The following is a 23639-nucleotide window of genomic DNA, read 5'->3' on the forward strand; positions in this document are numbered from 1 at the left end:
CTGCCGGCGTCCGGGCGTGCGCTGATCAGCGCACGCCCAGACGCCAGCGCAGGTCGCGGGCCGTGGCCAGGACGTACTGGATCTCGCTGGGGCTGGGCCACGGCGCGCTCCCAGGGCGCAGCAGCGTGCCGCGCACCGACGCCAGGTGCTCGATGGCGCTCCGGTGCACCCCGCTCCGCTCCACCAGCCACCCGATCACGTCCGAATGGTCGTGCAGCGGCCTGGTCACCAGATCCCACGTGCCCAGCACCTCGGCCAGGTCCGACACGGAGAGCGGGAGGCCGCCCCTGCGCCCGGTCGCGGCCGCGGCCAGCTCAGCCCTGGCGGCCAGCTCCGGCTCGGCGTGCCGCCCCCAGGTGGCGGGCGGTGGGTCGGACAGCCAGGTCTGCGCCTCGCCCAGCTCGCCGGTCACCGACAGCAGCCCGCCCAGCTCGACGGCGGCACCGCGATGCCCGGCCTGCGCCGCCTGCCTGAACCAGTGCTGCCCGCCCGCCATGTCGCCGAACTCGGCGATCAGCAGCAGGCCGAAGTTGAAGGCCGACTCGGCGTCCCCGCCCGCGGCCGCGCGGCCGAACCAGTGGCTGGCCGCCGCGCAGTCGCTCAGCTCCACGCACACGAACCCGGCCATCCGCTGGTCGTAGACCCGCCCCGTCCCGGCCGCCTGCTCGAACCAGCCGCGGGCCGTACGCAGGTCGCCCCTGGACAGCGCGACGCCGCCGAGCCGGGAGGCGGCGCCCGGGTGCTCGCTCTTGGCGGCCAGCCGGTAGTACGCCTCCGCGCCCTCAGGGTCGCGGCCGGCGTCCAGGTAGAGGCCCATGCAGTACGCCGAGTCCGCGTGGCCGCCCCTGGCAGCGTACTCCCACCAGCGCACGGTCTCCTTGTCATCGCCCGAGGCGTAGGCCAGGAAGCCCAGGTCGTGTGCCGAGATCAGGTCGCCGTCGGCTGCCGCCCTGCGGTGCCACTCGCGTGCCGCTCCCAGCTCGCCCTCGTCCTCGCACATCAGCGCCAGCCGGCGGGCCGCCGCCCTGGACCCGCCGAGTGCCGCCCGCTCGTACCAGCGCTTGGCGTCCTCGGTGTCGCCGCGCTGCTCCAGCAGAAGCGTCGCCAGGTTGGCCGCGGCCTCGGCGTCGCCGGTGCCGGCCGCGAACTCGTACCAGGTGACCGCATCCTCCAGGCTGCCGTGCTTCTCGTGCCAGACGCCCAGGTTGTAGGCGCTGTCGACGTTGCCGGCGGCAGCCGCCCGCTCCCACCAGTGCTTGGCGGCCGCGCGGTCGCCATGCTGGGCGTAAAGCTTGCCGAGCCGGTGCGCGGCCTGCGCGTCACCCGCACGCGCGGCGGCCAGCAGCTCGGGCTCGTCTCCCACCCGCGGCGCCGGTACGGACGGCGCCGCCACCTCTCCTTGCCAGGCCATGGCGACCAGAGTGGCACGTGATCACGCGATTGCGAACAGTAATCGCCGACGCGGCCCTACAAGAAGTCGATGAAGCGGGCAGGGGGTACGCGACGTAACGCTGCGTCTTGGACGCGGACAGTGAGTTCAGGCGGGCCGCCCGTACGCCTGCGGGGGTAGGAGGCCGGTGCGTTTCATCGTCCGCAGGACGGGGGCGGTCTCGAGCATCTGGACGGCGTCCAGGGCGCTGACCCGTTCGGTGAGGTAGCGGTAGAGGTCGGCGTTGTCTCGGCAGATGGCGGCGGCGAGCAGGTTCGTCGGGCCGGTGGTGACGCCCGCGAAGGAGATCTCCGGGTGGCCCGCGAGGGTCGTGGCCACGTGGAGCAGCTCGGAGGGGCGTACTGACATCCACAGCCTGGCCTCGGCGCGGTGGCCGAGCAGCTTGGGGGAGTAGTCGAGCTGGATGTTGAGCGCGCCCGCGGCCCTGAGCTGGTGGAGACGGCGCTTGGCGGTGGACTCCGACCAGCCGGTGGCCCTGGCCAGCTCCGCGTACCCGGCCCGGCCGTCCCTGGCCAGCACGTCCACGAGGCGGTGGTCCTCCTCCTGCAGGACGATGCCGTCCACGCCGGTACGCGGCTCGAGGCGCAGCCGGCCGGCCTGCTCCTCGGTCAGCCAGGCCAGCCCCCGCCAGCCGCCCGGCAGGGCGAAGCCCCGCAGGAGCGAGTGCGCGGTCATGCCCAGGACGCGGCTCGTCCTGGGCAGCTTCTCCAGCAGGACCGCGTCGGGTGACTGGGTGAAGCAGGAGATCTCGGTGCCGCCCGACAGCAGGTGCACCCAGTACGTGTCGGGCCGCCTGGCCAGGGCCTCGGCGATGGCCGTGCCGGCGTCGGGCGTGCAGCGTACGCGGATGGTCCAGGGCGAGTAGCCGAGGAGCGCGCCGTCCAGGCCGCCCACCACGCTGATCACCCCCGCCGCGGTGAGCCTGCGGTAGCGGCGGGCCACGGTCTGCTCCGAGACGCCCAGCACGTCGGCGATCCTGGCGAAGGGGGCCCGGCCGTCGAGCTGGAGCGCGTGCACCAGACCGCGGTCGACGCCGTCGAGGTCGGAGGATTCCATCTCGTCAGGGTAGGGCGATGGAGGAAAATCACTGAAATGCCGTAGAAAATTGGGGGTATGTGGGTGGGCGGGCCAGCCTTGGACGCATGATTCTCGTAACAGGAGCCACCGGGAACGTCGGCCGCCAGGTCGTCCACCAACTCGTCGAGGCGGGCCATCCCGTACGCGCCATGACCCGTGACCCGTCCTGGGCGGCCCTGCCGGAGGGCGTCGAGGTGGTCAAGGGCGACCACGAAACCATCGGGCGGTGCCTGGACGGCGTCGAGTCGGTCTTCCTCATCTGGCCCTTCCACACCGCCGACCTCGCCGCCGCCGTGGTCGGCGCGATCAGGCGGCACGCCCGCCGCGTCGTCCTGCTCTCCTCGGGAGCGGTACGCGACCAGCCCGACTCCGCCGTCGGCCGCTCGCACCACGAGCTCGAGCAGCGGGTGGAGCAGTCGGGCCTGGCCTGGACCATGCTCTGGCCCAGCACGTTCGCCGCGAACGCGCTCTGGTGGCGCGACCAGATCCGCTCCGGGGACGTGGTGCGGGGTGCGTTCGGCCAGGTGAAGATGGCGATGCTGCACGAGCGCGACATCGCCGCCGTGGCCGTACGGGCGCTGACCTCGGACGGCCACGACGGCGCCCGCTACGTGCTGACGGGGCCGGAGGCGCTGACCCAGGTCGAGCAGGTACGGATCATCGGGGACGCGGTCGGGCGCCCGCTGCGCTGGCAGGAGCGCAGCCCGGGGGAGGAGCGGCAGCGGCTGCTGGCCGACGACTCCTTCCCTGACTCCTTCGTGGACGCGCTGCTCGACGGCTACGCGCAGATGCTCGACGGGCCGCCGCCGGTGCTGACGAACACGGTCGCGGAGGTGACGGGACGGCCCGCGCGGTCCTTCGCCGAATGGGCGAAGGACCACGCGAGAGACTTCTAGGGCACCACGACCATCGCGCTGCCGCCGCCGCGGCGGGCGGGCTCGGCGACGGCCTGGATCCGGCCCCTGCCGACGAACTCCAGCGCGGTGGCCGCCCCGATCTCCGGGTTGAGCGCGAAGCTGTGCCCCTTGGCCTCCAGCTCGGCCCGGTACTTGTCCAGGAACGCCGGCTCCGCCTGCGTCTGCGCGGTGTTGCGCTGCGTGGCGCGGGGCGCGGCGAGCGCGTCCGGCAGGTTCATCCCGAACTCGTACCGGTTGACCAGGATCTGCAGCGTGGTCGTGATGATGGTCGAGCCGCCCGGCGACCCGACCGCCAGCACCGGCCTGCCGTGCTCGAACACCAGCGTGGGCGCCATCGACGAGCGCGGACGCTTGCCGGGGCCGGGCAGGTTGGGGTCGCCGGGCGCCGGGCCGAACGTGAAGTCGGTCAGCTCGTTGTTGAGCAGCACGCCGCGTCCCGGCACCACGATGCCGTTGCCGCCGGTGGACTCGATGGTCAGGTTGTAGGCGATCACGTTGCCCCAGCGGTCGGCGACGACGAGGTGCGTGGTCTCGGGGCCCTCGTCCGCGATCGGGGTGGCGCTGCCGGTGGGCTGGGCGCAGGGCTCGTAGGAGCCGTCCGGGCTGCCGGGCGCCGCCGGGTGGGCCGTCGCCCGGTCGCCGATCAGGCAGGCCCGCTCCTTGGCGAAGCCGTCGGACAGCAGCTCCTTGAGCGGCACGCCGGGGATGTCGCCGACGTACTTGCCGCGGTCGGCGAAGGCCAGTCTGGACGCCTCCAGGTATTCATGCACGCCGACCTGGGGAAGGGACTCGAGGATGTTGAGGGCCTCGCCGACCGTCGAGCCGCCGGAGGACGGCGGCGCCATGCCGTACACGTCCTTGCCGTCGTAAGAGATCTTGGTGGGTTCGCGCAGGAGCGCGCGGTAGGCGCGCAGGTCGGACAGCTCCATCAGGCCCGGCCTGACGTTGCGGGTGCTGCCGGGGGTGACCGGTGGCTGCTTGACGGTGGCCACGATCTCCTTGCCGAGCTGCCCGCCGTACAGCCAGCCGGGGCCGCGCCTGCCCAGCTCCCGGTACGTGGCCGCGAGCTCGGGGTTCTTGAACACCGAGCCGACGGGCGGCGGGGCGCCGTTCGGCAGGTACAGCTTGGCCGTGGAGGCGATGTCCTTGAACCGGGCCTGGTTCGCGGCGGTCTGGTTGTGGAAGGTCTGGTCCACGACGAAGCCCTTGGAGGCCACCTCGATCGCGGGCCGGAGCGCCTCTTTGAGCGAGATCGTGCCGAATCTGCGTAAGGCGAGGTCCCAGTTCGCGACCGTGCCGGGGATGCCCGCCGACAGGCCGCTGGTCACGCCCTCGTCGAACGGGATGCCCTCCAACGAAGTCGAGGTCATGGCCTGCGGGGCGGTCTCGCGGCCGTCGATCGTGAAGACCTTGCGCTGCCTGGCGTCGTAGTACACCATGAAGCCGCCTCCGGCCAGGCCCGAGGAGTACGGCTCCGTGACGCCCAGCACCGCGCCCGCGGCGACGGCGGCGTCCACGGCGTTGCCGCCCTTCCTGAGCACGGCGATGGCGGCCTTGCTGGCGTCGTGGTCGACGGTGGCGACGGCGCCGCCGTACCCCTCCGCGACCGGGACTTTCTGCTGGGGCTCGGCCAGCGCGGGCGGTGCCGGCACGAGCGAGATGAGGACTGCTGCTGCGGGGACGATCACTCGGCGCATGGTCCTTACGATCGCTCACGTACGCCCGTCGTGGTAGGGCCCCCTCACACGCAGGGATGATGCGCTGGTCAGGAGGCTGATCTAGCGTAGGGCTGTGCGTGGGAAGTACGGCTTCGACCCCTATCTGGCCCTCATCGTGGCAGCAGCCCAGTTCGTCATCGGCAAGGGCGCCTCGTGGGGGCAGCGGGACTTCCGGGAGGCGCTCGACCCGTACGCTTACGGGCTGCTGCTGGTCGGGCCGCTGGCGATCCTGCTGCACCGCCGCTTCCCGCTGCTCACCACCGCCGCGGCGCTCGGCGCGTGCGACCTCTTCCTGGCCGGCGGGTACGCCTACGGCCCCAGCTTCATCAGCCCGGCGGTCCTGCTGTTCCTGCTGGTCATGCGCGGGAAGAGGCTGATGGCCTGGTTCATGGCGACGATGACGCTGCTGTCGTTCGTCACCTACGCCTGGATCGACGGCCACCGCGACCTCTTCCACAGCGTGTGGATCCTCACGTTCATCATGCTGCTCATGGTCGTGGCCGAGCTGGTCAGGATCGTCAGGGAACGCCGGGCCGAGCGCGAGCGCATCGCCGAGGAGGAGGCCAGGCGGCAGGCCAGCGAGGAGCGCCTGACCATGGCGCAGGAGCTGCACGACGTGCTCGCGCACAACATCTCGCTCATCCACGTCCAGGCGTCCACCGCCCTCCACCTCATCGACGACAACCCGGAACAGGCCAGGACCGCTCTGTCCACCATCAAGACGGCGTCCAAGGAGGTTCTGGGCGAGATGCGCTCGGTCCTGAACGTCCTGCGCGAAGGCGCCCCCCGTTCCCCCACGGCCGGGCTCGACCGCCTCGACGACCTGGTCGAGCGCTCGGGCATGGACGTGACGCTCAAGCGCGTCGGCTCGCGCCCGCTGCCGCCGCAGGTGGAGCGGGCCGCGTACCGGATCGTGCAGGAGTCGCTCACCAACGCCGCCAGGCACGCCCCCGGGTCGGCGGTCAGCGTTCGACTGGAGTACGGCGAGCACGAGCTGGCCATCCAGGTCGCCAACACCGGCGCGACGACCACTCCCGTGCTGTCCGAGGCGGGCAGCGGCAACGGCATCCCCGGCATGCGCGAGCGGGCCTCCGCGCTGGGCGGCACGCTGGTCGCCGGCCCGTCCGGCACGGGGTTCCAGGTCGAGGCCCGGCTGCCACTACCCGAGGAGACTTCATGATCAAGGTGCTGCTGGCCGACGACCAGGCGCTGGTCCGGGCGGGCTTCAAGGCGCTGCTCGACGCCCAGCCGGACATGACCGTGGTGGCCGAGGCCTCCGACGGCGCCGAGGCGGTCCGGCTGGCGGGCGAGCACCAGCCGGACGTGGTGCTGATGGACATCCGCATGCCGGGCACCGACGGCCTGACCGCCACCCGCCAGATGCCGCCGGGGCCGCACATCATCATCCTGACGACGTTCGAGCTGGACGAGTACGTCTTCGAGGCGCTGCGCGGCGGGGCCAGCGGCTTCCTGGTCAAGGACACCGAGCCGGCCGAGCTGATCCAGGCGGTCCGGGTGGTGGCAGCGGGCGAGGCGCTGCTGTCGCCGAGCGTGACGCGCCGCCTGATCGCCGAGTACGCCTCCCGCGCCAAGGAGCCGGTCGCCGCCGCCGGGCTCGACCAGCTCACCGAGCGCGAACGCGAGGTGCTCGGCCTGGTCGGGACCGGCATGACGAACGACGAGATCGCGGCCAAGCTGTTCATGTCGCCGGCGACCGCGAAGACGCACGTGAGCCGGACCATGATGAAGCTGCACGCCCGCGACCGCGCCCAGCTCGTGGTGATCGCCTACGAGTCGGGCCTGGTGAAGCCCGGCTGGCTCTGAATCATCCGCTCGCCGGAACCCCGAACAACTGCTCGGCCGCTTCCGCGAGCCCGTCCTTGCCTGCCCAGGCGACGTACCCGTCGGGGCGGATCAGCAGCGCGTCGGCGGGCGGGTCGTCGGCGCGGGCCCTGACCACGTCGATCCAGTCGTCGTCGAGCGCCGCGCCGCCGCCCAGGTCGAGCAGCACGGGCCTGCCCGCCCGCATCAGCTCCGCGAGCCGCCGCCCGTCGGCCAGCGCCAGGTCGGGAGCGAACCGGCCGACCAGCGGGTGGTCCGCCGAGCCGGAGCCCCCCGAGCCGGTGTGCGGGCCGGGCTCCGCGCCGTACCGGACGCCCGAGTCGCGCAGCAGCGCGGCCAGGTGGCGCAGCGGCTGCTCGAAGGCGAACACCTCGGTGAGCAGCTCGCGCAGCGCCCGGCCGTCCTCGCCCTCCACCCGGTCGATCACCGCCTGCGCCCGGGTCTGCATGAGGGCCCGCTCGGCCACCGGCCGCCGCTCGGACTCGTAGGTATCCAGCAGCTCGTCGGAGGCCCGGCCGCGGAGCACGGCGGCCAGCTTCCAGCCGAGGTTGGCCGCGTCCGTCATGCCCACGTTGAGCGCCGAGCCGCCCGCCGGGAACAGGTGTGCGGCGTCCCCCGCGAGGAACACCCGGCCCGCCCGGTAACGCTCGGCGAGCCTGGCCTGGGAGACCGTGTTCGACAACCAGATCGGCTCGCCCAGCGGCAGGTCCCGGCCCACCACGCGGCGCACGGCCGCGCGGAAGTCCTCGATCGTCGCGGGGCTCTCCGGCGGCTCTCCCTTCTCGCGCACCCCGGCGACGAGCACGCCGCGGTGGAGCGACGTGAGCAGCAGGCGGCCGTGCGGGGTCCGGGTCCAGCCCGGCTCCAGGCCGTCGAACTGCGGCGACTCGAACACGCCCACATCCGTGCGGAAATGTCCGAGCCGCAGCGGTTCGTCGTCGGTGGTGCCCGGGAAGCCGATCCCGGCCAGCTCCCTGACCAGGCTGCGCCCGCCGTCGCAGCCCACGACGTAGCGGGCCCGCAAACCGCCGTTGAGCGTCACCCCCTCGGCGTCCTGGGCCAGCGAGCGCACCTCGTAGCCCCGCCTGATCTCGACACCCAGCTCGGCTGCGCGCTCGGTCAGCAGGCGCTCGATCTGCGGCTGCTGGATCAGCAGCAGCTGTAACGGCAGGTCGTCGATGCCCGCGAAGCGCAGCGGCACCGAGCCGAACGGGAACCCGGGCGCCCGCCCCGCGAACGGACTGCCCGCGCTGAAGCGCTCCAGCAGGCCCCGGTGGTCGAGGAACTCGATGATCTGCCCGCCCAGGCCGTTGGCCCTGGGCAGCTCGCTCGGCTCCGTCCTCTTCTCCAGCACGATCGGGCGGGCGCCGGCAAGTCCCAGCTCGCACGCGAGCATGAGCCCGACGGGCCCCGCCCCCACGATCAGCACATTCTCCATGCCTGTCAGGCTAGATTGACAAAATTTTGCTTGTCAAGCTAGCCTGACAAGCGTGGACGTAACAGAGCTCTCCGAGCGGATCAAGTCGAACGATCCGGCCATGGGGCTTCGGGCGGTGGGCGCGCTGCACCGGCTGGCCGAGCAGGTCGAGGCGGTGTCGGTGACGCTGGCCAGGGAGCAGGGCTGGACCTGGGAGCAGATCGGCGACGCGCTCGGCATGTCACGGCAGTCCGTGCACGCCAAATACGGGAAGTGAGGTTTTCGCGATGTTCGGCTTCGAGAAGAGCCGGTTCGGGATGATCGTCAAGGCCGCGTTCGAGGAGGCCAGGCTGCGGGGCGACCGCCGGCTGGGCACCGAGCACCTGCTGCTCGGCACCCTGCACGACGCGGACCTCGCCCGGTCGCTCGGCGTGGACGTGGCGGGCGCGCGGTCCGCCCTCGACGAGCTCGACCGGGCGGCGCTGCGCATGCTCGGCCTGGAGGTCGGTGACATGCCGAAGACGCCGCGCAAGCATCCGCCGGTCCCCAGCACCGCGCTCACATCGAGCGCCCGCGCCGTCATCAACCAGGCCATCAAGGCCACGACGATGAAGACCAGGGCGGCCCAGGCGCCGCGGCAACTGGTGCTCACCCTGCTCGCGCAGGATCGGCCCGATCCGGTCGCGCAGCTGGTCGACCAGCTCGGCATCGACCGGGCGGCGGTGCGTGGCCGCGTCGCCTGAGCGAAATTTGGTTGAACGTCCGGCGGGCCCGCTGACAAGGTCGAAGGATGCGCCGCACGTACGACGACCTCGTCCAGGAGGCCGCCACGGTCTCCGTGGACGGCTGGGACTTCTCCTGGCTCGACGGCCGGGCCAGCGAGGAGCGACCCTCCTGGGGCTACGCCCGCCAGCTCGGTGAGCGCATGGCCACGGCCGAGGCCGCGCTCGACCTCCAGACCGGCGGGGGCGAGATCCTCGCCGGCGTGCCGAAGCTGCCGCCGGTGGCCGTGGCCACCGAGTCCTGGCCGCCCAACCTCGCGCTCGCCGCGTCCCGGCTGCGACCGCGGGGAGCGCGGGTGGTGGCCGACGACGGCGGGTCGTGCCTGCCGTTCAGGAGCGGGACCTTCGACCTGGTGACCAGCCGCCACCCCGTGCGGACGTGGTGGGACGAGATCGCCCGCGTGCTGCGGCCCGGCGGGGCCTACTTCGCCCAGCAGGTCGGTCCCAGGAGCGTCTTCGAGCTGGCCGAGTTCTTCCTGGGGCCGCTGGACGGCTCGGCCCGAGATCCCGAGGCTGCCAAGGAGGAGGCGGAGGCCGCCGGGCTGGAGGTCGTGGACCTGCGGTTCGAGCGGCTGCGGATGGAGTTCCACGACATCGGGGCGGTGATCTACTTCCTGCGGAAGGTGATCTGGATCGTGCCCGGGTTCTCGGTCGAGCGCTACGCGGACAGGCTGCGCGAGCTGCATGACCGGATCGAGGAGGAGGGGCCGTTCGTGGCCCACTCCTCACGGGTCCTCATCGAGGCCAGGCGGCCCGCACCTCAGTAGATGAGCTCGTACGCCTCCGGCTTCACCTTCCTGGTACGCGCCCAGTACTCGAAGGTGAAGCCCGGCCAGATCGTCCGGTTCACGCCATGCTCGTCCAGATACCAGGAGGTGCAGCCGCCGGTGTTCCAGACGAGCGGGTCGAGCCGTTCGCGCAGGCGGCGGTCGAACGCCCGCTGCACCCCCGGTTTGACCTCGATGGCTCTGGCCTGGGTCCTGGAGAGCAGGCGCAGGCAGTCGATGACGTAGCGGACCTGCGACTCGATCATGAACACGACCGAGTTGTGCCCGAGGCCCGTGTTGGGGCCGAGCAGGAAGAACAGGTTGGGGAAGCCCGCCGTGGTGATGCCGTAGTAGGTCTCGATGCCGTCCTGCCAGGCGTCCTGCAGCTTCAGCCCGCCCCTGCCGATGATGTGCTGGTCCTCGATCGCGTCCACGACCTTGAAGCCGGTGCCGTAGACGATCACGTCGGCCTCGTGCTCGGCGCCGGAGGCGTCCACGATCGAGTGCGGCCTGATCTCGGCGATCCCGTCCGTCACCAGCTCGACATTTTCCCTGTTCAGGGCCGGGTAGTAGTCGCTGGAGATGAGGATGCGCTTGCAGCCGATCAGATAGTCGGGGGTGAGCCTGCGGCGCAGGGCGGGGTCGGGGATCTGGGCTTCGAGGTGCCTGCGGGCCAGCTTCTCGTGGACCTTCATGAGGCGCGGGTCGACCGCGAAGCCGAGCGCCCGCGACTCCAGCGCCCAGTAGATGGCGCCGCGCATGGTCCTGGCCAGGCCGGGCGCGCGCAGCATCCGGCGCATGGCCGGCGGCAAGGCGAAGTCCGGCTTGGGGTGGATCCACGGGGGAGTGCGCTGGAAGACGGTCAGGCGGTCCACGGCCGGGGCGATCTGGGGGACGAACTGGACGGCGGAGGCGCCGGTGCCGATGACGGCCACGCGCTTGCCGGTGAGGTCGATCGAGTGGTCCCACTCGGCGGAGTGGAAGGCCGGGCCGGCGAAGGACTCGCGTCCCGAAATTTCGGGGAATTTCGGGATGTGTAGGGCGCCGATGGCGGAGACCACGGCGTTCGTGCGGAAGGTCGCGCCGTCGTCCGTGGTGATCGACCAGTCCCGCCGGGCGTCGTCGTATTCGAGGGAGATGACGTGCTTGCCGTACCGGATGTGCGGGGTTACGCCGTACTTGTCCGCGCACGAGCGCATGTAGTCCCAGATCTCCTCCTGCGGGGAGAACATCCGCGACCAGTCCGGGTTCAGCTCGTACGAGTAGGAGTACATGTGTGAGGGCACGTCGCACGCGCAGCCGGGATAGGTGTTGTCACGCCAGGTGCCGCCCAGCCTGTCGGCCTTCTCCAGGATGACGAAGTCATGGAACCCCGCCTCCTTGAGCTTGATGGCCATGCCGATCCCGGCGAACCCGGACCCGATGATCGCCAACCCTGGCATTGAACCTCCCGGGGCGCTTATTGGACGCTCAATCCAATGTAATGAGCGCTTCCCCGTGGGGTCCATAGTGAGCCCCGTCACGCACTCGCCGCACCCGCCCTGCTCCGAGGAACGCCGAAAACCCGCCACGGCCCCCGCGGCGGGTCGATCCTGTTCTGTGGCCTACTGCAGGAGGAGGAAGGCGGCGACGCCGACGATCACGATCGCGGCGACGACCGCGATGATGGGCACGAGGGGCGACTTCTTGGGCGGGGTGGCGGCTTCCTGCTCGCGGCGCTGCGCGAAAGCCTTGAACTGCTGGGTGTTGCCCGCCGGGTCGATATGCTGGTCAGACATGGCCAGCAGCCTAGCGTGAGTGCCTGTGCCATTTGCGTCGTTTGGCGGGATCCAAAGCCGGGCTGATTACGGGACCACCCCACCCGGCGGATAGCTTTGATGCATGCTCAGGACCCTGCTCTCGCCTCGTGTCATGGCGTTGCACCTGCTCACGGCAGTGGTCCTCGTCGCGTTCATCCTGCTCGGGCGCTGGCAGCTGGGCGTCTTCCAGGACTCCGGCAAGCCGCAGGCCTCCACGGATCCCGGCCCCGTCGCGGTCGGCACGCTCGCCCAGGTGGGGCCGCAGCTGAGCGGTGAGGTCGTGGGGCGCAGGGTCACGGCGGAGGGCGTCTATGAGCCCGGCCGCCAGCTCCTGGTCGCCGACCGGCGGGCCGACGTCGACGCGCCGGGCGGCAACGTCTCGCGCGATCGCGGCTACTGGGTGCTCACGCCGCTCAGGCTCGACGACGGCACGCTCATGCCGGTCGTACGGGGCTGGACGGCCAAGGCCGACGACCCGGCGATCGCCGCGGTGCCGCAGGGCAGGGTGACGGTGCCCGGGCGGCTGCGCCCGCAGCAGGGCACCGACAGCGTGCAGCGGCGCGCGGAAGGGCTGCCTGCCGGCCAGGTGCAGACGGTGTCCACGGGTGAGCTGGTCAACTTGTGGAGCGGTCAGAAAGTACGCACGGGTTACGTCGTGGCGCAGCCGCCGTCGGGCTCGTTGACGCAGGTCAAGGTCCAGCCGCCGGTGGTGGGCGGCACGCTGACCTGGCGTAACCTGGCATACGCCGCCAACTGGTGGATCTTTGCTGGATTCGCCGTGTTCATGTGGTTCCACTTCGTACGCGACGCCGTACGAACCGATCGGGACCGTGCAAAGTCCCCTGAGATGGTTCTGGAAGGTTAATCGTGGAATCGGCTCTGAAGCCCTTCCGGGTGCTCGCGTACGTGGTGGGCGTCATGCTGCTCGTGCTCTGCGTGGCCATGGTGATCCGTTACGGCTTCGGCAACCCGGCGATGTCGAAGGTCATCGCCCCCATCCACGGCGGGCTCTACATGATCTACCTGGTCGCGGTCATGAACCTGGGCATGAAGGCGCGCTGGACGTGGCCGTACATGCTCGGCGTCATGGTCGGGGGCACGGTGCCGTTCCTGTCGTTCTACGTCGAGCGCAAGGTGACCCAGCGCGTGCAGGTGGAGCAGGCGGCGGCGACCGCGGAGGCCTGAGCGCGGCGGAGGCCCGGCCCGGGCCCCCGCCGCCGGTGACTCAGCGGCCGATGCCGCGCCTGCGGGCCCGCTTGAGCCGCTCGCGCTGCGACGGGTCGAGCATCAGATAGCCGACCACGGGGGCGGCGATCACGCCGAGGATGACCAGCAGGGTGACCCATCCGGCCCCGAAGAAGATCAGCGAGAGCAGGACCGCGGCGCCTGCCCCAATGGCGTACTTCTGGACTGGCGACATACTCAACTTCCTCCGAACACGGAGCGCACGCCCCGCCTCTCCCACATTCTGCGTCGCCTGACCAACGAGTGAACCCATCACCTTGGTTCCGTTCGCGATGTATCTCAATCTTTACGCGGTTGCCGTACCGGCTCGAGGTCGTGGCGGAGCTCGTCCGGGGTGGGACGTTCCAAGGGGTTGCCGGACAGCAGGCGGAACAGGACGGGAGCCAGCGCCCCCGCCCTGGCCAGCGGCGCGCCAGGCGCGGGCGGCACGCCCTCGACGGCGGTGAAGAGCGTGGCGCCCAGCGACCACATGTCGGCGGCCATGGTGGGGGCGGCCTCCGGGGCCGTGTAGGCCGGGAGCGTTCCCGATCTCAGCAGCGGGATCAGCCGCGCCCGGCCCTGGGCGTCGATGAGGACGTTGCCCGGCTGCACCCCGCCGTGGAACGTGTCGGCGGCCTGGAGCTGGTCGATCAGGGCGAGCCCGATCGCGGCCACCTCGGGGACCGGCAGCGGGCCGGCCGTCTCGACGATCACGTCCAGCGGGCGGTCCACCGCCAGGAGGTCCAGGGTCTCGCGCACCACGGCAGGCGGCGGCGGGCCCGACGGGTGGAGCATGGCTCTGAGCAGCGACCTGAGCGGGTCGGCGCCCTCCGCGGGCACCTGTCCCGGCGGCCTGCCCTCCACCGCGAAGTGCAGCGTGGCGGCCAGGGACCACAGGTCGGCGGAGGGCAACATGCTGAGGCTGGGGAAGCCGAAGCCGGTCAGCACCGCGCGACCGGTCGGGGAGAGCAGGACGTTGCCCGGCTCGACGCGCCCGTGCACGATCCCGGCCTCGTGGGCGACCGCCAGGGCCGACAGGAGGCAGACGCCCACCCTGGCCACCTGCGCCATCGGCAGCGGCCGGCGCGAGCGTACGGTCTGCTCCAGCGACGCTCCGGACACGAACTCCATGACCAGCCACGGCGTGCGGTCCTCGATCACCACGTCCAGCACCCGCACGATCGAGGCGTGCCGCAGCCCGGACGCCCTGCGTGCCTCCTGCAGCGCGACGTCGCGCAGCTCGGCCGGGACCCGTAGCTCCCTGACCGCGACGTCACGGTGCTCCGCCTCGTCGAAGGCCAGGCGGACGGATCCCGTGCCCAGGTGGTTCAGCAGCCGGTACCTGCCGGCCAGCTTCCTGGTCTCACCCATGTCGAGGTGCACGATAGCGCACGGCCGTCACGAGGGGTCACCGGCCAGCCAGGCCTCGTGCGCGTCGTTCAGCTTGCGCCAGAGCTTCTCCTTCTCCTGGTCGCTCACATCGGTGAGCGGCAGGACGAAGACGTCCGCCAGCGCCGTGAAGTAGTCCCGCGCGTTGTCCAGGGTGAGCGAGTGGGCACTGCCGCCGAGGCGGCTCAGCACGAGCCCGCGCAGGAGGTCCACGCCGTACGCGTCCCGCCGCAGGACCGAGGCCGTGCGCACGAAGCCGGACGTCGGCGAGGTGGTCAGATGCCGGTGCATATCGACGAACGCTGACATGTCCGTGGGGGCCGGGTCGAAGTCCATGCCTTCGAACGAACCACTCGGATCGTGCTCGAATCGCCAGCCGCCCGGCGCGACCTCCGACGGGCGCAGGCCGTACTCGAAGGGACCCTGCCGGTACGTGCCCGCGACCAGGGGGAGCGGCGCGTGGAGCCCGTCGCCGAGCCCGAGGTCCACCAGCCACTCGCCGCCGGGATTGTCCTCGGACGGGAGGCCGCGCACGGTGAGCACCAGATGGTTGGCGGTGATGCCGGGCTCGCTGCCGCGGTTCTGGACGCCGCCGACGTGCCTGGTCACGTCGTACCCGAGTGCCTTGAGCAGCTCGGAGAACGCGCCGTTGAGGTGGTAGCAGTAGCCGCCGCGCCCCCGGATGATGCGCTCGGCCGACTCGAGTGGATCGACGGTGGTGGTGCGGTCCAGCCAGATCTCGAGCGCCTCGTACGAGACCTTCTCGATGTGCGCGATATGGAGGGCTCGCAGGTTGTCCGCGCTGGTGGGGGCGTTGATGAGGCCGGGCAGGCCGAGGCGGCTGAGGTATGCGGCGGTGTTCACCAGGTAAGTCTGCACTGTTTGTGCACAGATTTAGGAGTGTCGTCTGCACAGGGCGCTTCTAGGCTTTCGTACGTGGCAGAGCAGCGACGCATCCTCGTGGTCGAGGACGATGAGACGATCGCGCTGGCCGTACGGAACCGGCTGGCCGCCGAGGGCTTCGATGTCAGGGTGGCCGGCGACGGGCAGGACGCCTTGGTCCAGTACGGCAGGGCGGAGCCCGACCTGGTGATCCTCGACCGGCTGCTGCCGGGGCTCGACGGGTTGGAGGTGTGCCGGAGGATGCAGGCGGCCAGGCCGGTGCCCGTGCTCATGCTGACCGCGCTCGGCGAGGAGACCGACGTGCTGGTCGGGCTCGGGGTAGGAGCCGACGACTACCTGGCCAAGCCGTTCAGCATGCGCGAGCTGGTGGCCAGGATCCACGCGCTGCTGCGCAGGGTCGAGCGGGCGTCCCAGCTCGCGGCCGAGGACACGGTGATCAGGGTGGGCGAGGTGGAGATCGACACGGCGGCCCGCCGGGTGTTCGTGGGGGGTGCGGAGGCGCAGCTCACCAGGACCGAGTTCGACCTGCTGCGCCGGTTGGCGGAGCGGCCCGGTCAGGTCTTCGAGCGGGACCGGCTGCTGTCGGACGTGTGGGGCTTCTCGGAGGCCGCGGCGACCAGGACCGTGGACAGCCACGTCCGGGCGCTGCGCCGCAAGCTGGGCTCCGACGTGGTGCGCACGGTGCACGGCGTCGGCTACGCCCTGGTCCGCCGATGAGGCCGCTCGACTTCCTCGGCCGGATCAAGGTCAAGCTCGGCATCGTGATCGTGCTGGCGGTGGGGACCGCGTTCGTGGTCAACGAGGTCGGGATCGCCTCCGGCCTCTCCCGCGAGGTGCGCATCGCGGTCGCCGTGGTCCTGGCGTTGATCATGGTGCAGCTCCTGGCCATGGGGATGACCAAGCCGCTGCGCCAGATGGCCAGCGCCGCCCAGACGATCGCCAAGGGCCGGTACGGGCTGCGCGTGACCGCCACGTCCCGCGACGAGGTCGGGGAGCTGGCCAGGGCCTTCAACGCGATGGCGGCCGACCTCGGCGAGATGGACCGGCAGCGGCGCGAGCTCATCGCGAACGTCAGCCACGAGCTCCGCACCCCCATCACCGGCCTGCGCGCGGTCCTGGAGAACGTCGTGGACGGCGTCTCCGCCCCCGACCCTGTCACCATGCGTACCGCGCTCTCCCAGACCGAGCGCCTCGGCCGCCTCGTGGCCCAGCTGCTGGACCTGTCACGGCTGGACTCCCGCGTGCGGCTGATCGAACCGGAGCCGATCGAACTGGCGCCGCTGATCGAGCAGGCGGTCCGCGAGGCGTCGCTGGCCCGCGAGGACGTCGCGATCCGGCCGTCGGCCCCCGCCGGCCTGGTGGTGCGCGCCGACCCCGACCTGCTCGCCCAGGTCCTGGCGAACCTCCTCGACAACGCGGTACGGCACAGCCCGCCGGACGGGGTGGTGACCGTGCGGGCCACCCCTGAAGGGGCCGGAGTACGGGTGACGATCGCCGACCAGGGGCCGGGGATCCCGGTCTCGGCCAGGGGACGCGTGTTCGAGCGCTTCTCCCGGCTGGACGCGGGGCGGGCGGCCGACTCCGGGGGCGCCGGGCTGGGGCTGGCCATCGTGAAGGAGATCGTCGAACTGCACGGGGGTTCCATTCGCATCGACGATTGTGCGGGGTGCCGCATGGTCGTCGAATTACCAGGGAGGACGACGATGGCGGACGTGCCGTTGGAGGGCGGGGCTGCCGGAGGGGATTTGGTGGCGGGCCACGTGGCTGCTGAAGGGGATCTGGCGGCGCCCGCCGATCGCGAGGGTGAGTTGGTGGTCGGAGCCGCCGCCGCGGTGGGAGGCGGCGCCCCTGAGGGCGACGCTTCTGCGGCAGGTCAAGCGGCGGGTGGATCTGCGCCGGGTCAAGCGGCGGGCGGTGACGCCGCTGCCGGGCTCGTGGCGCTGGCGGCCTTGGCGACGGCAGGCGCGCACGGCGGCGACGCGGCGGCACAACCCACGCCCGTTGGTGGTCCTGGTCCGGGGGTCTCGGGTGGAGGCGCCGGCATGGGGCCGCCGCCGGCGGCGCCTGCGAGTGGCGGATTCGCCAGGATGATCGGTGGCGGCATCATCGGCGTGCTGATCGGGTTCCTGGTCGGCTTGTTCGCCGCCGTGCTCGTCAGCGTGACCCTCGGCGACGGGATGGCGCTGGTCACGTTCATCCTGTGCATCGCGTTCATGGGTGCGGTCGGCGCGGCACTCGGTGCCGGTTCGGGACGCCGTGCCGCCTATCAGTCGGCGCAGGTCGCGGCATACCAGGCGTATCGGTCGATGTCCCAGGCAGGCGGTCCCGGCGCCCAGGCCCAGCCGGGCGGCCCCGTGGCGCAGGCCCACGGGGGCGGTTTCGTGGCGCAGGCCCAGGTGGGCGGTTCGGTGTCGTACGGACAGGTAGGCGGTTCGGTGTCGTACGGACAGGTAGGCGGTTCGGTGTCGTACGGACAGGTAGGCGGTCCGGCGGCGCACGGTCAGGTGGGTGGCCAGGCGGCGCAGGTCCAAGGGGCGGGGCCGTACCGGCATCAGGGGGGGCCGCCCCCGTACGTGCCGCCGCCGCTCTTCCCCAAGCCCGACCTGCCCGAGCCGCCCCGCTGGCTGCTGCCCGCGGCGGGCGGGGCCGGGGTGTTCGCGGCGGTGGCGCTGCCGGACGCGCAGATCGGACTTGGGATCGTGCTGGTCGCCATGGTGCTGGGGGCGGCGGCGCTGCCTGCCGTGATGAGGCGGATGACGCCGTGGACGGTGGCGTTCGGGCTCACGGCGTACTTCCTGATCTCCATGGCGGCGGTGCGCGACGCCGACTGGCTGGTCGCGATCCTGCTCGTGGCAGGGGCCGGGCTGGGTGCGCTGGCCGTGTCGGGAGCGGGCGCCGGATGGCTCGGTGTGATCAGGGGAGGCGTGTCCGTGCTGCTCGCCGCTCTGGGACCGGTGGCGTGGTTCCTGGCCGAGCCGTTCAAGAAGAAGTCGCCCAAGCGGCGCGTCATGCCGACGCTGGCCGCGCTGGGCATCACCGCGGTGCTGCTGCTGGTGTTCGGGCTGCTGTTCGCATCGGCGGACGCGGTGTTCGCCTCCTTCCTCGAGCGGCTGACCACCGCGCCGGACTGGGCGGACTCGGCGCCGCTGCGGATCGTCCTCTTCGTGCTGTTCGCCGTGCTGCTGGGCGCCGTGGTGCTGGTCGCGCTCAGGCCCGTGGTCGACCCGGTGGGGCCCGACACGAAGTTCAAAGTGAGCAGGAGCGTCTGGATGGTGCCGCTCACGGCGGTGAACCTGCTGTTCGCCTTGTTCGTGGCGGTGCAGATCACGGCGCTGTTCGGCGGCAACACCTGGGTGCTGAAGACGTCCGGGCTGACCTACGCCGAGTACGCCAGGCAGGGGTTCTTCCAGCTCGTGGTGGTCAGCGTGTTCGTGCTGGGCATCGTGGCGGTCGCCAGAGGGCTGCTCAAGCTCGAGCGGCGCGAGCGCCTGCTGCTGGCCGCGCTGCTCGGGATGTTGTGCGGGCTGACCATGGTGGTGCTGGCCTCGGCCATGCATCGCATGAACCTCTACACCGACGCCTACGGCCTGTCCAGGCTGCGTCTGTCCGTGCAGGCCACAGTGTGGTGGCTGGTGGCGTTGTTCGCGCTGGTGCTGGTGGCCGGTGCGGTACGGCTCCTTGGCCGCGGCTCCGGCTGGCTCCCGCGTACGGTCGTGCTGGTCACCGGGCTGGGCCTGGGCGCGTTCGCCATCGTGAACCCCGACCTCCAGGTCGCCCGCACCCAGGTCGAGGTGCGCGGCGTCACCAAGATGGACTCCGACTACCTGGGAGACCTGGGCGCGGAGGCGGTGCCGGCCCTGGACAAGCTGCCCGAGCCGCAGCGCAGCTGTGTGCTCGCCGACGTGGTCGCGGCCAACGGGCTCGCCCGCGCCGACCCCTGGAACGGCTGGAACCTGGACCGGGCCCGCGCCCGCGACGTGCTGGCCGCGCGACCCATCGACAAGTCCGCGCAGTGCGCCCCGGCGTACTCGCGCGGCTCTGATTGAATCTTGGTGTGAGCTTCGACGTAGTCATCAGTGGCGGCCGGGTGCTCGACGGCACGGGCGCCCCGCCGTACCGGGCGGATGTCGCGGTCGTGAGCGGCAGGATCGCGGCGGTCGGGAGGCTCGGCGGCGCGCAGGCGGAGACCGTGATCGACGCGACGGGACGGTTCGTCGCGCCCGGCTTCGTGGACTGCCACGCCCACGGGGACGCGGCCGTGTTCGACCCGGCGGTGCAGCAGGCGGCGCTCCGGCAGGGCGTGACCACGTTCGTGCTCGGGCAGGACGGCCTGTCCTTCGCCCCCGGCTCCGCCGCGACCGTCGCCTACGCCTCCCGCTACTTCGCCGCCGTCAACGGCCCCCTGCCCGGGAGCCCGCCGTCCAGGGGCGCACTGCCCGGCAGTGCGCCGTCCGAGGGCGTCCCGTCCGATGGGCCGCTGACCGTGGGGGAGCTGCTCGACGGCTACGACCGCGCCGTGGCGCTGAACACCGCCTACCTCCTCCCGCACGGCACCATCCGCTACGACGTCATGGGGCCCTCGCCCGACCGGCCGTCCCGCGACGGCCTGGCGGCCATGCTGCGGCACGTCGAGCGGGGCCTGTCCGAAGGCGCGGTCGGGCTGTCGAGCGGGCTCGAATACCTCCCGGGCCGCTACGCCACCGCCGAAGAGCTGGCCGCCCTGTGCGCCCCGCTCGCCGGGCTCCCGTACGTCACGCACATGCGGGCCTACGGCGCGCAGGCAGGCGTGGGCATGGCCGAAGTCATGGACATCGCCGAACGATCCGGCGCCGCCGTCCACGTCTCCCACCTGCACGGCCCCGCGGACGTGCTGCTGCCGCTGGTCGAGGAGGCGCTCGGCAAGGGAGTGGACCTCACCTTCGACACCTACCCCTACCTGCGCGGCAACACGATCCTGGCCATGGTCGTGCTCCCGGACTCCGTGCCCGGCGCCGAGACGGACCGGGCGCTGGAGATGATCGCCTCCGACGAGCTGGACGCCTGGTGGCCGACGCTGGAGGCCGCCTGGCCGCGGCTGACCGTCTCGCACGCGCCCGGGCTGGAGTGGAGCGAGGGCCTCACCATGGTCGCGGCGGCCGAGCAGCTCGGCGTGGCGCCCGCCGAGTTCTGCCGCCGCCTCCTGACGGAGACGCGGCTGGAGGCCGGGGTCGTGTCCGCCCGGCCCGACGAGGGACCGGAGGGCGAGGAGTCGGTACGCAGGGTGCTGCGGCATCCCTCGCACACCGGCGGCTCCGACGGCATCTATGTGGGCGGCCATCCGCATCCGCGCGGTTTCGGGGCGTTCGCCAGGTTCCTCGGGCGGCACGTGCGGGAGCTGGCCGACTGGACGTGGGAGCAGGCCGCGGTGCATCTGGCCTCCCACCCGGCCAGGCGCTTCGGGCTGCTGGACCGGGGGCTGGTGAGGAACGGGTTCGCGGCCGACGTGGTGGTGTTCGACCCGGCGGCCGTGGGCGACCAGGCGACCTATGGGGCTCCGCGCACGCTCGCGACCGGGGTCGACGACGTGCTCGTGTCAGGGGTACGCGTACTGGCCGGGGGAGAGCTCACCGGCGCGACTCCAGGGCGTGCGCTGCGGCCGTGATCCGCCAAACCGTCTGAGATAGGGTCGGACGCGGATGAAAGGGGTGTTGTGCCCGGATACGACCACTGCCAGCAGGTCTTCGCGGGTGGGCTCGACTTTCCCCTCATGGTGGTGCACCAGGACGCGCTGGAGCACAACGTCGCCACGATGGCGGCTTTCGTCCGCGACCACGGGATGGAGCTGGCACCGCACGCGAAGACCCACATGTCCGCCGAGATCGCCGCACGTCAGCTCGGCGCGGGCGCCTGGGGGCTCACAGTCGCGACGCCGCGGCAGGCGCGGGTGGTCCGCGGGTTCGGGGCAGGCCGCATCATGGTGGCCAATCAGGTCGTGGATCCGGCGGGGCTCGCCTGGGCGGCCGCTGAGCTGGAGCGTGATCCCGGGTTCGAGTTTCTGAGCTTCGCCGACTCCCGGGCCGGAGTGGACATTCTCGCTCGGCATGCCGCATCCAGGCCGTTCCGGGTGCTGGTGGAGCTGGGGCACGAAGGCGGACGAGCCGGGTGCAGGTCGCTGGACCAGTTGCTGGAGCTGGCGTCATACGTGCAGGCGGTGCCCGGTGTGGAGCTGGCCGGGGTGGCCGGGTACGAGGGCGCGCTGAAGACCGCCGACGATGTCCGGAAATATCTGTACTCGCTGCAGGATGCCGTCGAGCACGTCCGGATCAAGAGCCCGATCCTGACCGTGGGCGGCAGCCAGTGGTTCGACGTGATCGGCCGGGAACTCGTCGCCACCCAGGCGCGGATCCTGCTGCGCAGCGGCGCGTACGTCACCCACGACGACGGCTACTACCGCGAGCGCACCCCGTTCAACCGCATCGACGGAGAGCTGCGCCCGGCGCTGGAGGTGTGGGCGCACGTGCTGTCCACGCCCGAGCCGGGGCTGGCGATCGTGGGCATGGGCAAGCGGGACGCGCCCTACGACGAGGGCCTGCCCATCCCGCGCCGCGACGGCGTCACGATCGTGAAGATGCAGGACCAGCACACCGTCGTGCGCGCCGACGGGCTCAAGCCCGGTGAGCTGCTGGGGTTCGGCATCTCCCATCCATGCACCGCGTTCGACAAGTGGCGCGTGCTGCCCCTGGTGGACCGGGACTACCGTGTCGTAGGCACCATAAGCACCAACTTCTAGGGAGTGATTGGTGAAAAAGGAGCTCAGGACCGCCGAAGGTGCTGCCCCGATCGGCGCCTACTCGCAGGGTCTCGTGGTCGGCGACTTCGTCTACACCTCCGGCATGGGCCCGCTCGACCCGCAGACCGGTGAGATCGTCGGCGACGACGTCGCGACCCAGACGCACCAGGTCATGCGCAACCTCGGCGCCATCCTGGCCGCCCACGGGCTCGGCTTCGACGACGTGGTCAAGTCCACGGTCCACCTGCAGCACCTCGAACGCGACTTCGCGGCCTACAACGAGGTTTACCAGTCCTATTTCAGCCAGCCGTACCCCGTGCGCACCACCGTAGGATCCCAGCTGTTGGGCATCCTGGTGGAGATCGACTTCGTCGCTCACAAGAGCGCTTAAGGTCTGGTTGTGGACAGTTCGGTGTACGTCTTCGTCGAGGACCTGCGCGGCGAGGGCGTCGAGCGGGTGCTCGACAGGATCAGCGCGTACGGCGTGAACGGCATCACCGTCGGAGCCGTGCACCACGCCTCCCGCGACGTCACCCCGCACGGACTGTCCCGGCTGACCATCCGCCACGACGGGGCCCACTTCGTCCCGCCGCCCGATCTGTTCGCCGGGCTCCGCCTTTCTCCCGTGCCCGGCTATGTGAACGCTCTCGACGGGCTTCGCGAGGCGTGTGCGAAACGGTCCATGAAGCTCCATGGATGGACGGTGTTCCTGCGCAACGCCACGCTCGGCACGGAGCATCCAGATGTGACCGTACGCGACTGCTTCGGCGACCGCGGCTCGCTCGCCGACCTGTGCCCCGCCCACCCCGACGCGCGCGAGTACGCGGTCGCGCTGGCCAGGGCGGTGGCCCGGCTCGGGGTCGACAGTGTGGTGGCCGAGTCGCTGCACTTCAGGCCGCTCAAGCCGCAGCGCTCGTTCGTGCCGCTCGGGCCGATGGACGCGTACCTGTTCGGGCTGTGCTTCTGCGACTACTGTATGCGCCGCGCCACCGACCTGGGCGTGAACGCCGAGGTGGCCCGGGACGAGTGCGCCAGGATCGTGGGCGGCGTCTTCGACGGCGACCCGCCCGCGCAGGGCGAGGTGACCAGGGCGGCGCTGACCGCGTACGCGGGGCCCGACGTCGTGGCCTACGCCCGGGCCCGGTCCGAGACCGTCACCACGCTGGTGTCGGAGGTGGCGTCGGCGGTGGCCGATGAGGGGTCCAAGCTGGTGTTCATCGATGCGACCGGCGCGGTCAAGGGCTACACGGACGGGCTGCCCACGCCCGGGCTCGCGGCCCATGACGCCTGGCAGCTCGGGGTCGATCTGGTGGCGCTGGGCGATCTCGTGCCCGCCTTCGGAGTGCTCGCGTACGCGCGGGACGCGGCCCGGGTCGCCGACGACGTGGGGGCCTACCTGCGGTCGGTGGGCAAGGACCGGGAGGTGCGGGCCGTGCTGCGGCCCGGCTACCCGGACAGCGACTCCACGGACCGGCTGGTGGCCAAGGCCCGGGGGGCGAGGGCGGCGGGGGCGCACGCCGTCGACTTCTACGCGTACGGGCTGGTGCCGCACCCGGTGCTGGACCGCATCCCCGCCGCGCTGTAG

23 protein-coding genes are annotated in these 23639 nt (G+C 71.6%); 14 read left to right on the forward strand and 9 right to left on the reverse strand.

What is annotated here, in order from left to right; genetic code table 11:
* Positions 1-25 precede the first annotated feature (25 nt).
* Both ABN273_RS46405 and ABN273_RS46410 read right to left on the reverse strand, forming a co-directional pair.
* Complete coding sequence (locus tag ABN273_RS46405) at positions 26-1411, reverse strand: tetratricopeptide repeat protein (RefSeq protein WP_349455987.1); 1386 nt, start codon at positions 1409-1411, stop codon at positions 26-28.
* 126 nt (positions 1412-1537) lie between these two features.
* Positions 1538-2506 carry an Lrp/AsnC family transcriptional regulator gene (locus ABN273_RS46410; RefSeq protein WP_349455988.1) on the reverse strand — a complete coding sequence of 323 codons (969 nt, stop codon included), beginning with the start codon at positions 2504-2506 and terminating at the stop codon, positions 1538-1540.
* An 86-nt stretch (positions 2507-2592) separates the two neighbouring features.
* On the opposite strand from ABN273_RS46410, the gene ABN273_RS46415 reads away from it, so the two are divergent.
* Entirely contained in the window at positions 2593-3423 is an 831-nt protein-coding gene (locus ABN273_RS46415) for an NAD(P)H-binding protein (protein WP_349455989.1), read from the forward strand.
* Here ABN273_RS46415 and ggt read toward each other — a convergent pair.
* Positions 3420-5141, reverse strand: coding sequence for a gamma-glutamyltransferase (gene ggt, locus ABN273_RS46420; RefSeq protein WP_349455990.1), 1722 nt, complete (start codon positions 5139-5141; stop codon positions 3420-3422). The two genes, ABN273_RS46415 and ggt, sit on opposite strands and share 4 nt — an antisense overlap.
* 94 nt (positions 5142-5235) lie before the next feature.
* Here ggt and ABN273_RS46425 point away from each other — a divergent pair, with 94 nt between their 5' ends.
* Together ABN273_RS46425 and ABN273_RS46430 are read left to right on the forward strand one after the other, a co-directional pair.
* Entirely contained in the window at positions 5236-6342 is a 1107-nt protein-coding gene (locus tag ABN273_RS46425; RefSeq protein ID WP_349455991.1) for a sensor histidine kinase, read from the forward strand.
* On the forward strand, positions 6339-6986 hold the full coding sequence (locus ABN273_RS46430) for a response regulator (RefSeq protein WP_349455992.1): 648 nt from the start codon (positions 6339-6341) through the stop codon (positions 6984-6986). The genes ABN273_RS46425 and ABN273_RS46430 overlap by 4 nt, the downstream gene beginning before the upstream one ends.
* Position 6987: 1 nt before the next feature.
* On the opposite strand, the gene ABN273_RS46435 is transcribed toward ABN273_RS46430, so the two are convergent.
* A complete protein-coding gene (locus ABN273_RS46435) occupies positions 6988-8442 on the reverse strand; it encodes an FAD-dependent monooxygenase (RefSeq protein ID WP_349455993.1) in 1455 nt (484 codons plus the stop codon).
* A gap of 52 nt (positions 8443-8494) precedes the next feature.
* Here ABN273_RS46435 and ABN273_RS46440 point away from each other — a divergent pair, with 52 nt between their 5' ends.
* Genes ABN273_RS46440 through ABN273_RS46450 form a run of 3 tightly spaced genes read left to right on the forward strand, consistent with a single transcriptional unit; the run spans position 8495 to position 9970 of the window.
* Positions 8495-8698 (forward strand): hypothetical protein, encoded by a 204-nt coding sequence (locus ABN273_RS46440; RefSeq protein ID WP_502911239.1) that lies wholly within the window; start codon positions 8495-8497, stop codon positions 8696-8698.
* A 10-nt stretch (positions 8699-8708) separates the two neighbouring features.
* Positions 8709-9164 carry a Clp protease N-terminal domain-containing protein gene (locus ABN273_RS46445; protein ID WP_349455994.1) on the forward strand — a complete coding sequence of 152 codons (456 nt, stop codon included), beginning with the start codon at positions 8709-8711 and terminating at the stop codon, positions 9162-9164.
* A gap of 47 nt (positions 9165-9211) precedes the next feature.
* Positions 9212-9970, forward strand: a complete 759-nt coding sequence (locus tag ABN273_RS46450) for a class I SAM-dependent methyltransferase (RefSeq protein ID WP_349455995.1) — start codon at positions 9212-9214, stop codon at positions 9968-9970.
* Here ABN273_RS46450 and ABN273_RS46455 read toward each other — a convergent pair.
* Both ABN273_RS46455 and ABN273_RS46460 read right to left on the reverse strand, forming a co-directional pair.
* Complete coding sequence (locus tag ABN273_RS46455; RefSeq protein WP_349455996.1) at positions 9964-11412, reverse strand: flavin-containing monooxygenase; 1449 nt, start codon at positions 11410-11412, stop codon at positions 9964-9966. The genes ABN273_RS46450 and ABN273_RS46455 overlap by 7 nt on opposite strands.
* Positions 11413-11574: 162 nt before the next feature.
* Positions 11575-11748, reverse strand: coding sequence for a hypothetical protein (locus tag ABN273_RS46460; protein ID WP_349455997.1), 174 nt, complete (start codon positions 11746-11748; stop codon positions 11575-11577).
* Positions 11749-11851: 103 nt separating this feature from the next.
* Between ABN273_RS46460 and ABN273_RS46465 the strand changes: the two genes are divergently transcribed.
* Entirely contained in the window at positions 11852-12634 is a 783-nt protein-coding gene (locus ABN273_RS46465; RefSeq protein WP_349455998.1) for an SURF1 family protein, read from the forward strand.
* 2 nt (positions 12635-12636) lie between these two features.
* Positions 12637-12954: a DUF3817 domain-containing protein gene (locus ABN273_RS46470; RefSeq protein WP_349455999.1), complete on the forward strand. Its 318-nt coding sequence runs from the start codon at positions 12637-12639 to the stop codon at positions 12952-12954.
* Between the two features lie 40 nt (positions 12955-12994).
* Here the strand turns inward: ABN273_RS46470 and ABN273_RS46475 are convergent, their stop codons facing one another.
* The 3 genes from ABN273_RS46475 to ABN273_RS46485 form a co-directional block, all read right to left on the reverse strand.
* Positions 12995-13189, reverse strand: coding sequence for a tail-anchor membrane protein (locus ABN273_RS46475; RefSeq protein WP_349456000.1), 195 nt, complete (start codon positions 13187-13189; stop codon positions 12995-12997).
* Between the two features lie 104 nt (positions 13190-13293).
* Positions 13294-14364, reverse strand: a complete 1071-nt coding sequence (locus tag ABN273_RS46480; protein ID WP_349456001.1) for a protein kinase domain-containing protein — start codon at positions 14362-14364, stop codon at positions 13294-13296.
* 27 nt (positions 14365-14391) lie between these two features.
* Entirely contained in the window at positions 14392-15246 is an 855-nt protein-coding gene (locus tag ABN273_RS46485; RefSeq protein ID WP_349456002.1) for an arylamine N-acetyltransferase family protein, read from the reverse strand.
* A gap of 72 nt (positions 15247-15318) precedes the next feature.
* On the opposite strand from ABN273_RS46485, the gene ABN273_RS46490 reads away from it, so the two are divergent.
* Genes ABN273_RS46490 through ABN273_RS46515 form a run of 6 tightly spaced genes read left to right on the forward strand, consistent with a single transcriptional unit; the run spans position 15319 to position 23639 of the window.
* Positions 15319-16002 (forward strand): response regulator transcription factor, encoded by a 684-nt coding sequence (locus tag ABN273_RS46490; RefSeq protein ID WP_349456003.1) that lies wholly within the window; start codon positions 15319-15321, stop codon positions 16000-16002.
* Entirely contained in the window at positions 15999-19331 is a 3333-nt protein-coding gene (locus ABN273_RS46495) for a DUF4153 domain-containing protein (RefSeq protein WP_349456004.1), read from the forward strand. Before ABN273_RS46490 ends, ABN273_RS46495 begins: the two co-directional genes overlap by 4 nt.
* 8 nt (positions 19332-19339) lie before the next feature.
* Positions 19340-20926: an N-acyl-D-amino-acid deacylase family protein gene (locus tag ABN273_RS46500; protein ID WP_349456005.1), complete on the forward strand. Its 1587-nt coding sequence runs from the start codon at positions 19340-19342 to the stop codon at positions 20924-20926.
* A gap of 48 nt (positions 20927-20974) precedes the next feature.
* The gene (locus tag ABN273_RS46505; RefSeq protein WP_349456006.1) at positions 20975-22054 is read left to right on the forward strand and encodes an alanine racemase; all 1080 of its coding nucleotides are present in this window, start codon (positions 20975-20977) and stop codon (positions 22052-22054) included.
* A gap of 10 nt (positions 22055-22064) precedes the next feature.
* Positions 22065-22445 carry a RidA family protein gene (locus tag ABN273_RS46510; protein WP_502911240.1) on the forward strand — a complete coding sequence of 127 codons (381 nt, stop codon included), beginning with the start codon at positions 22065-22067 and terminating at the stop codon, positions 22443-22445.
* 9 nt (positions 22446-22454) lie between these two features.
* The gene (locus ABN273_RS46515; RefSeq protein WP_349456008.1) at positions 22455-23639 is read left to right on the forward strand and encodes a hypothetical protein; all 1185 of its coding nucleotides are present in this window, start codon (positions 22455-22457) and stop codon (positions 23637-23639) included.

This window comes from Nonomuraea sp. B19D2 (assembly GCF_040137845.1).
In the GTDB taxonomy this organism is placed as follows: domain Bacteria; phylum Actinomycetota; class Actinomycetes; order Streptosporangiales; family Streptosporangiaceae; genus Nonomuraea.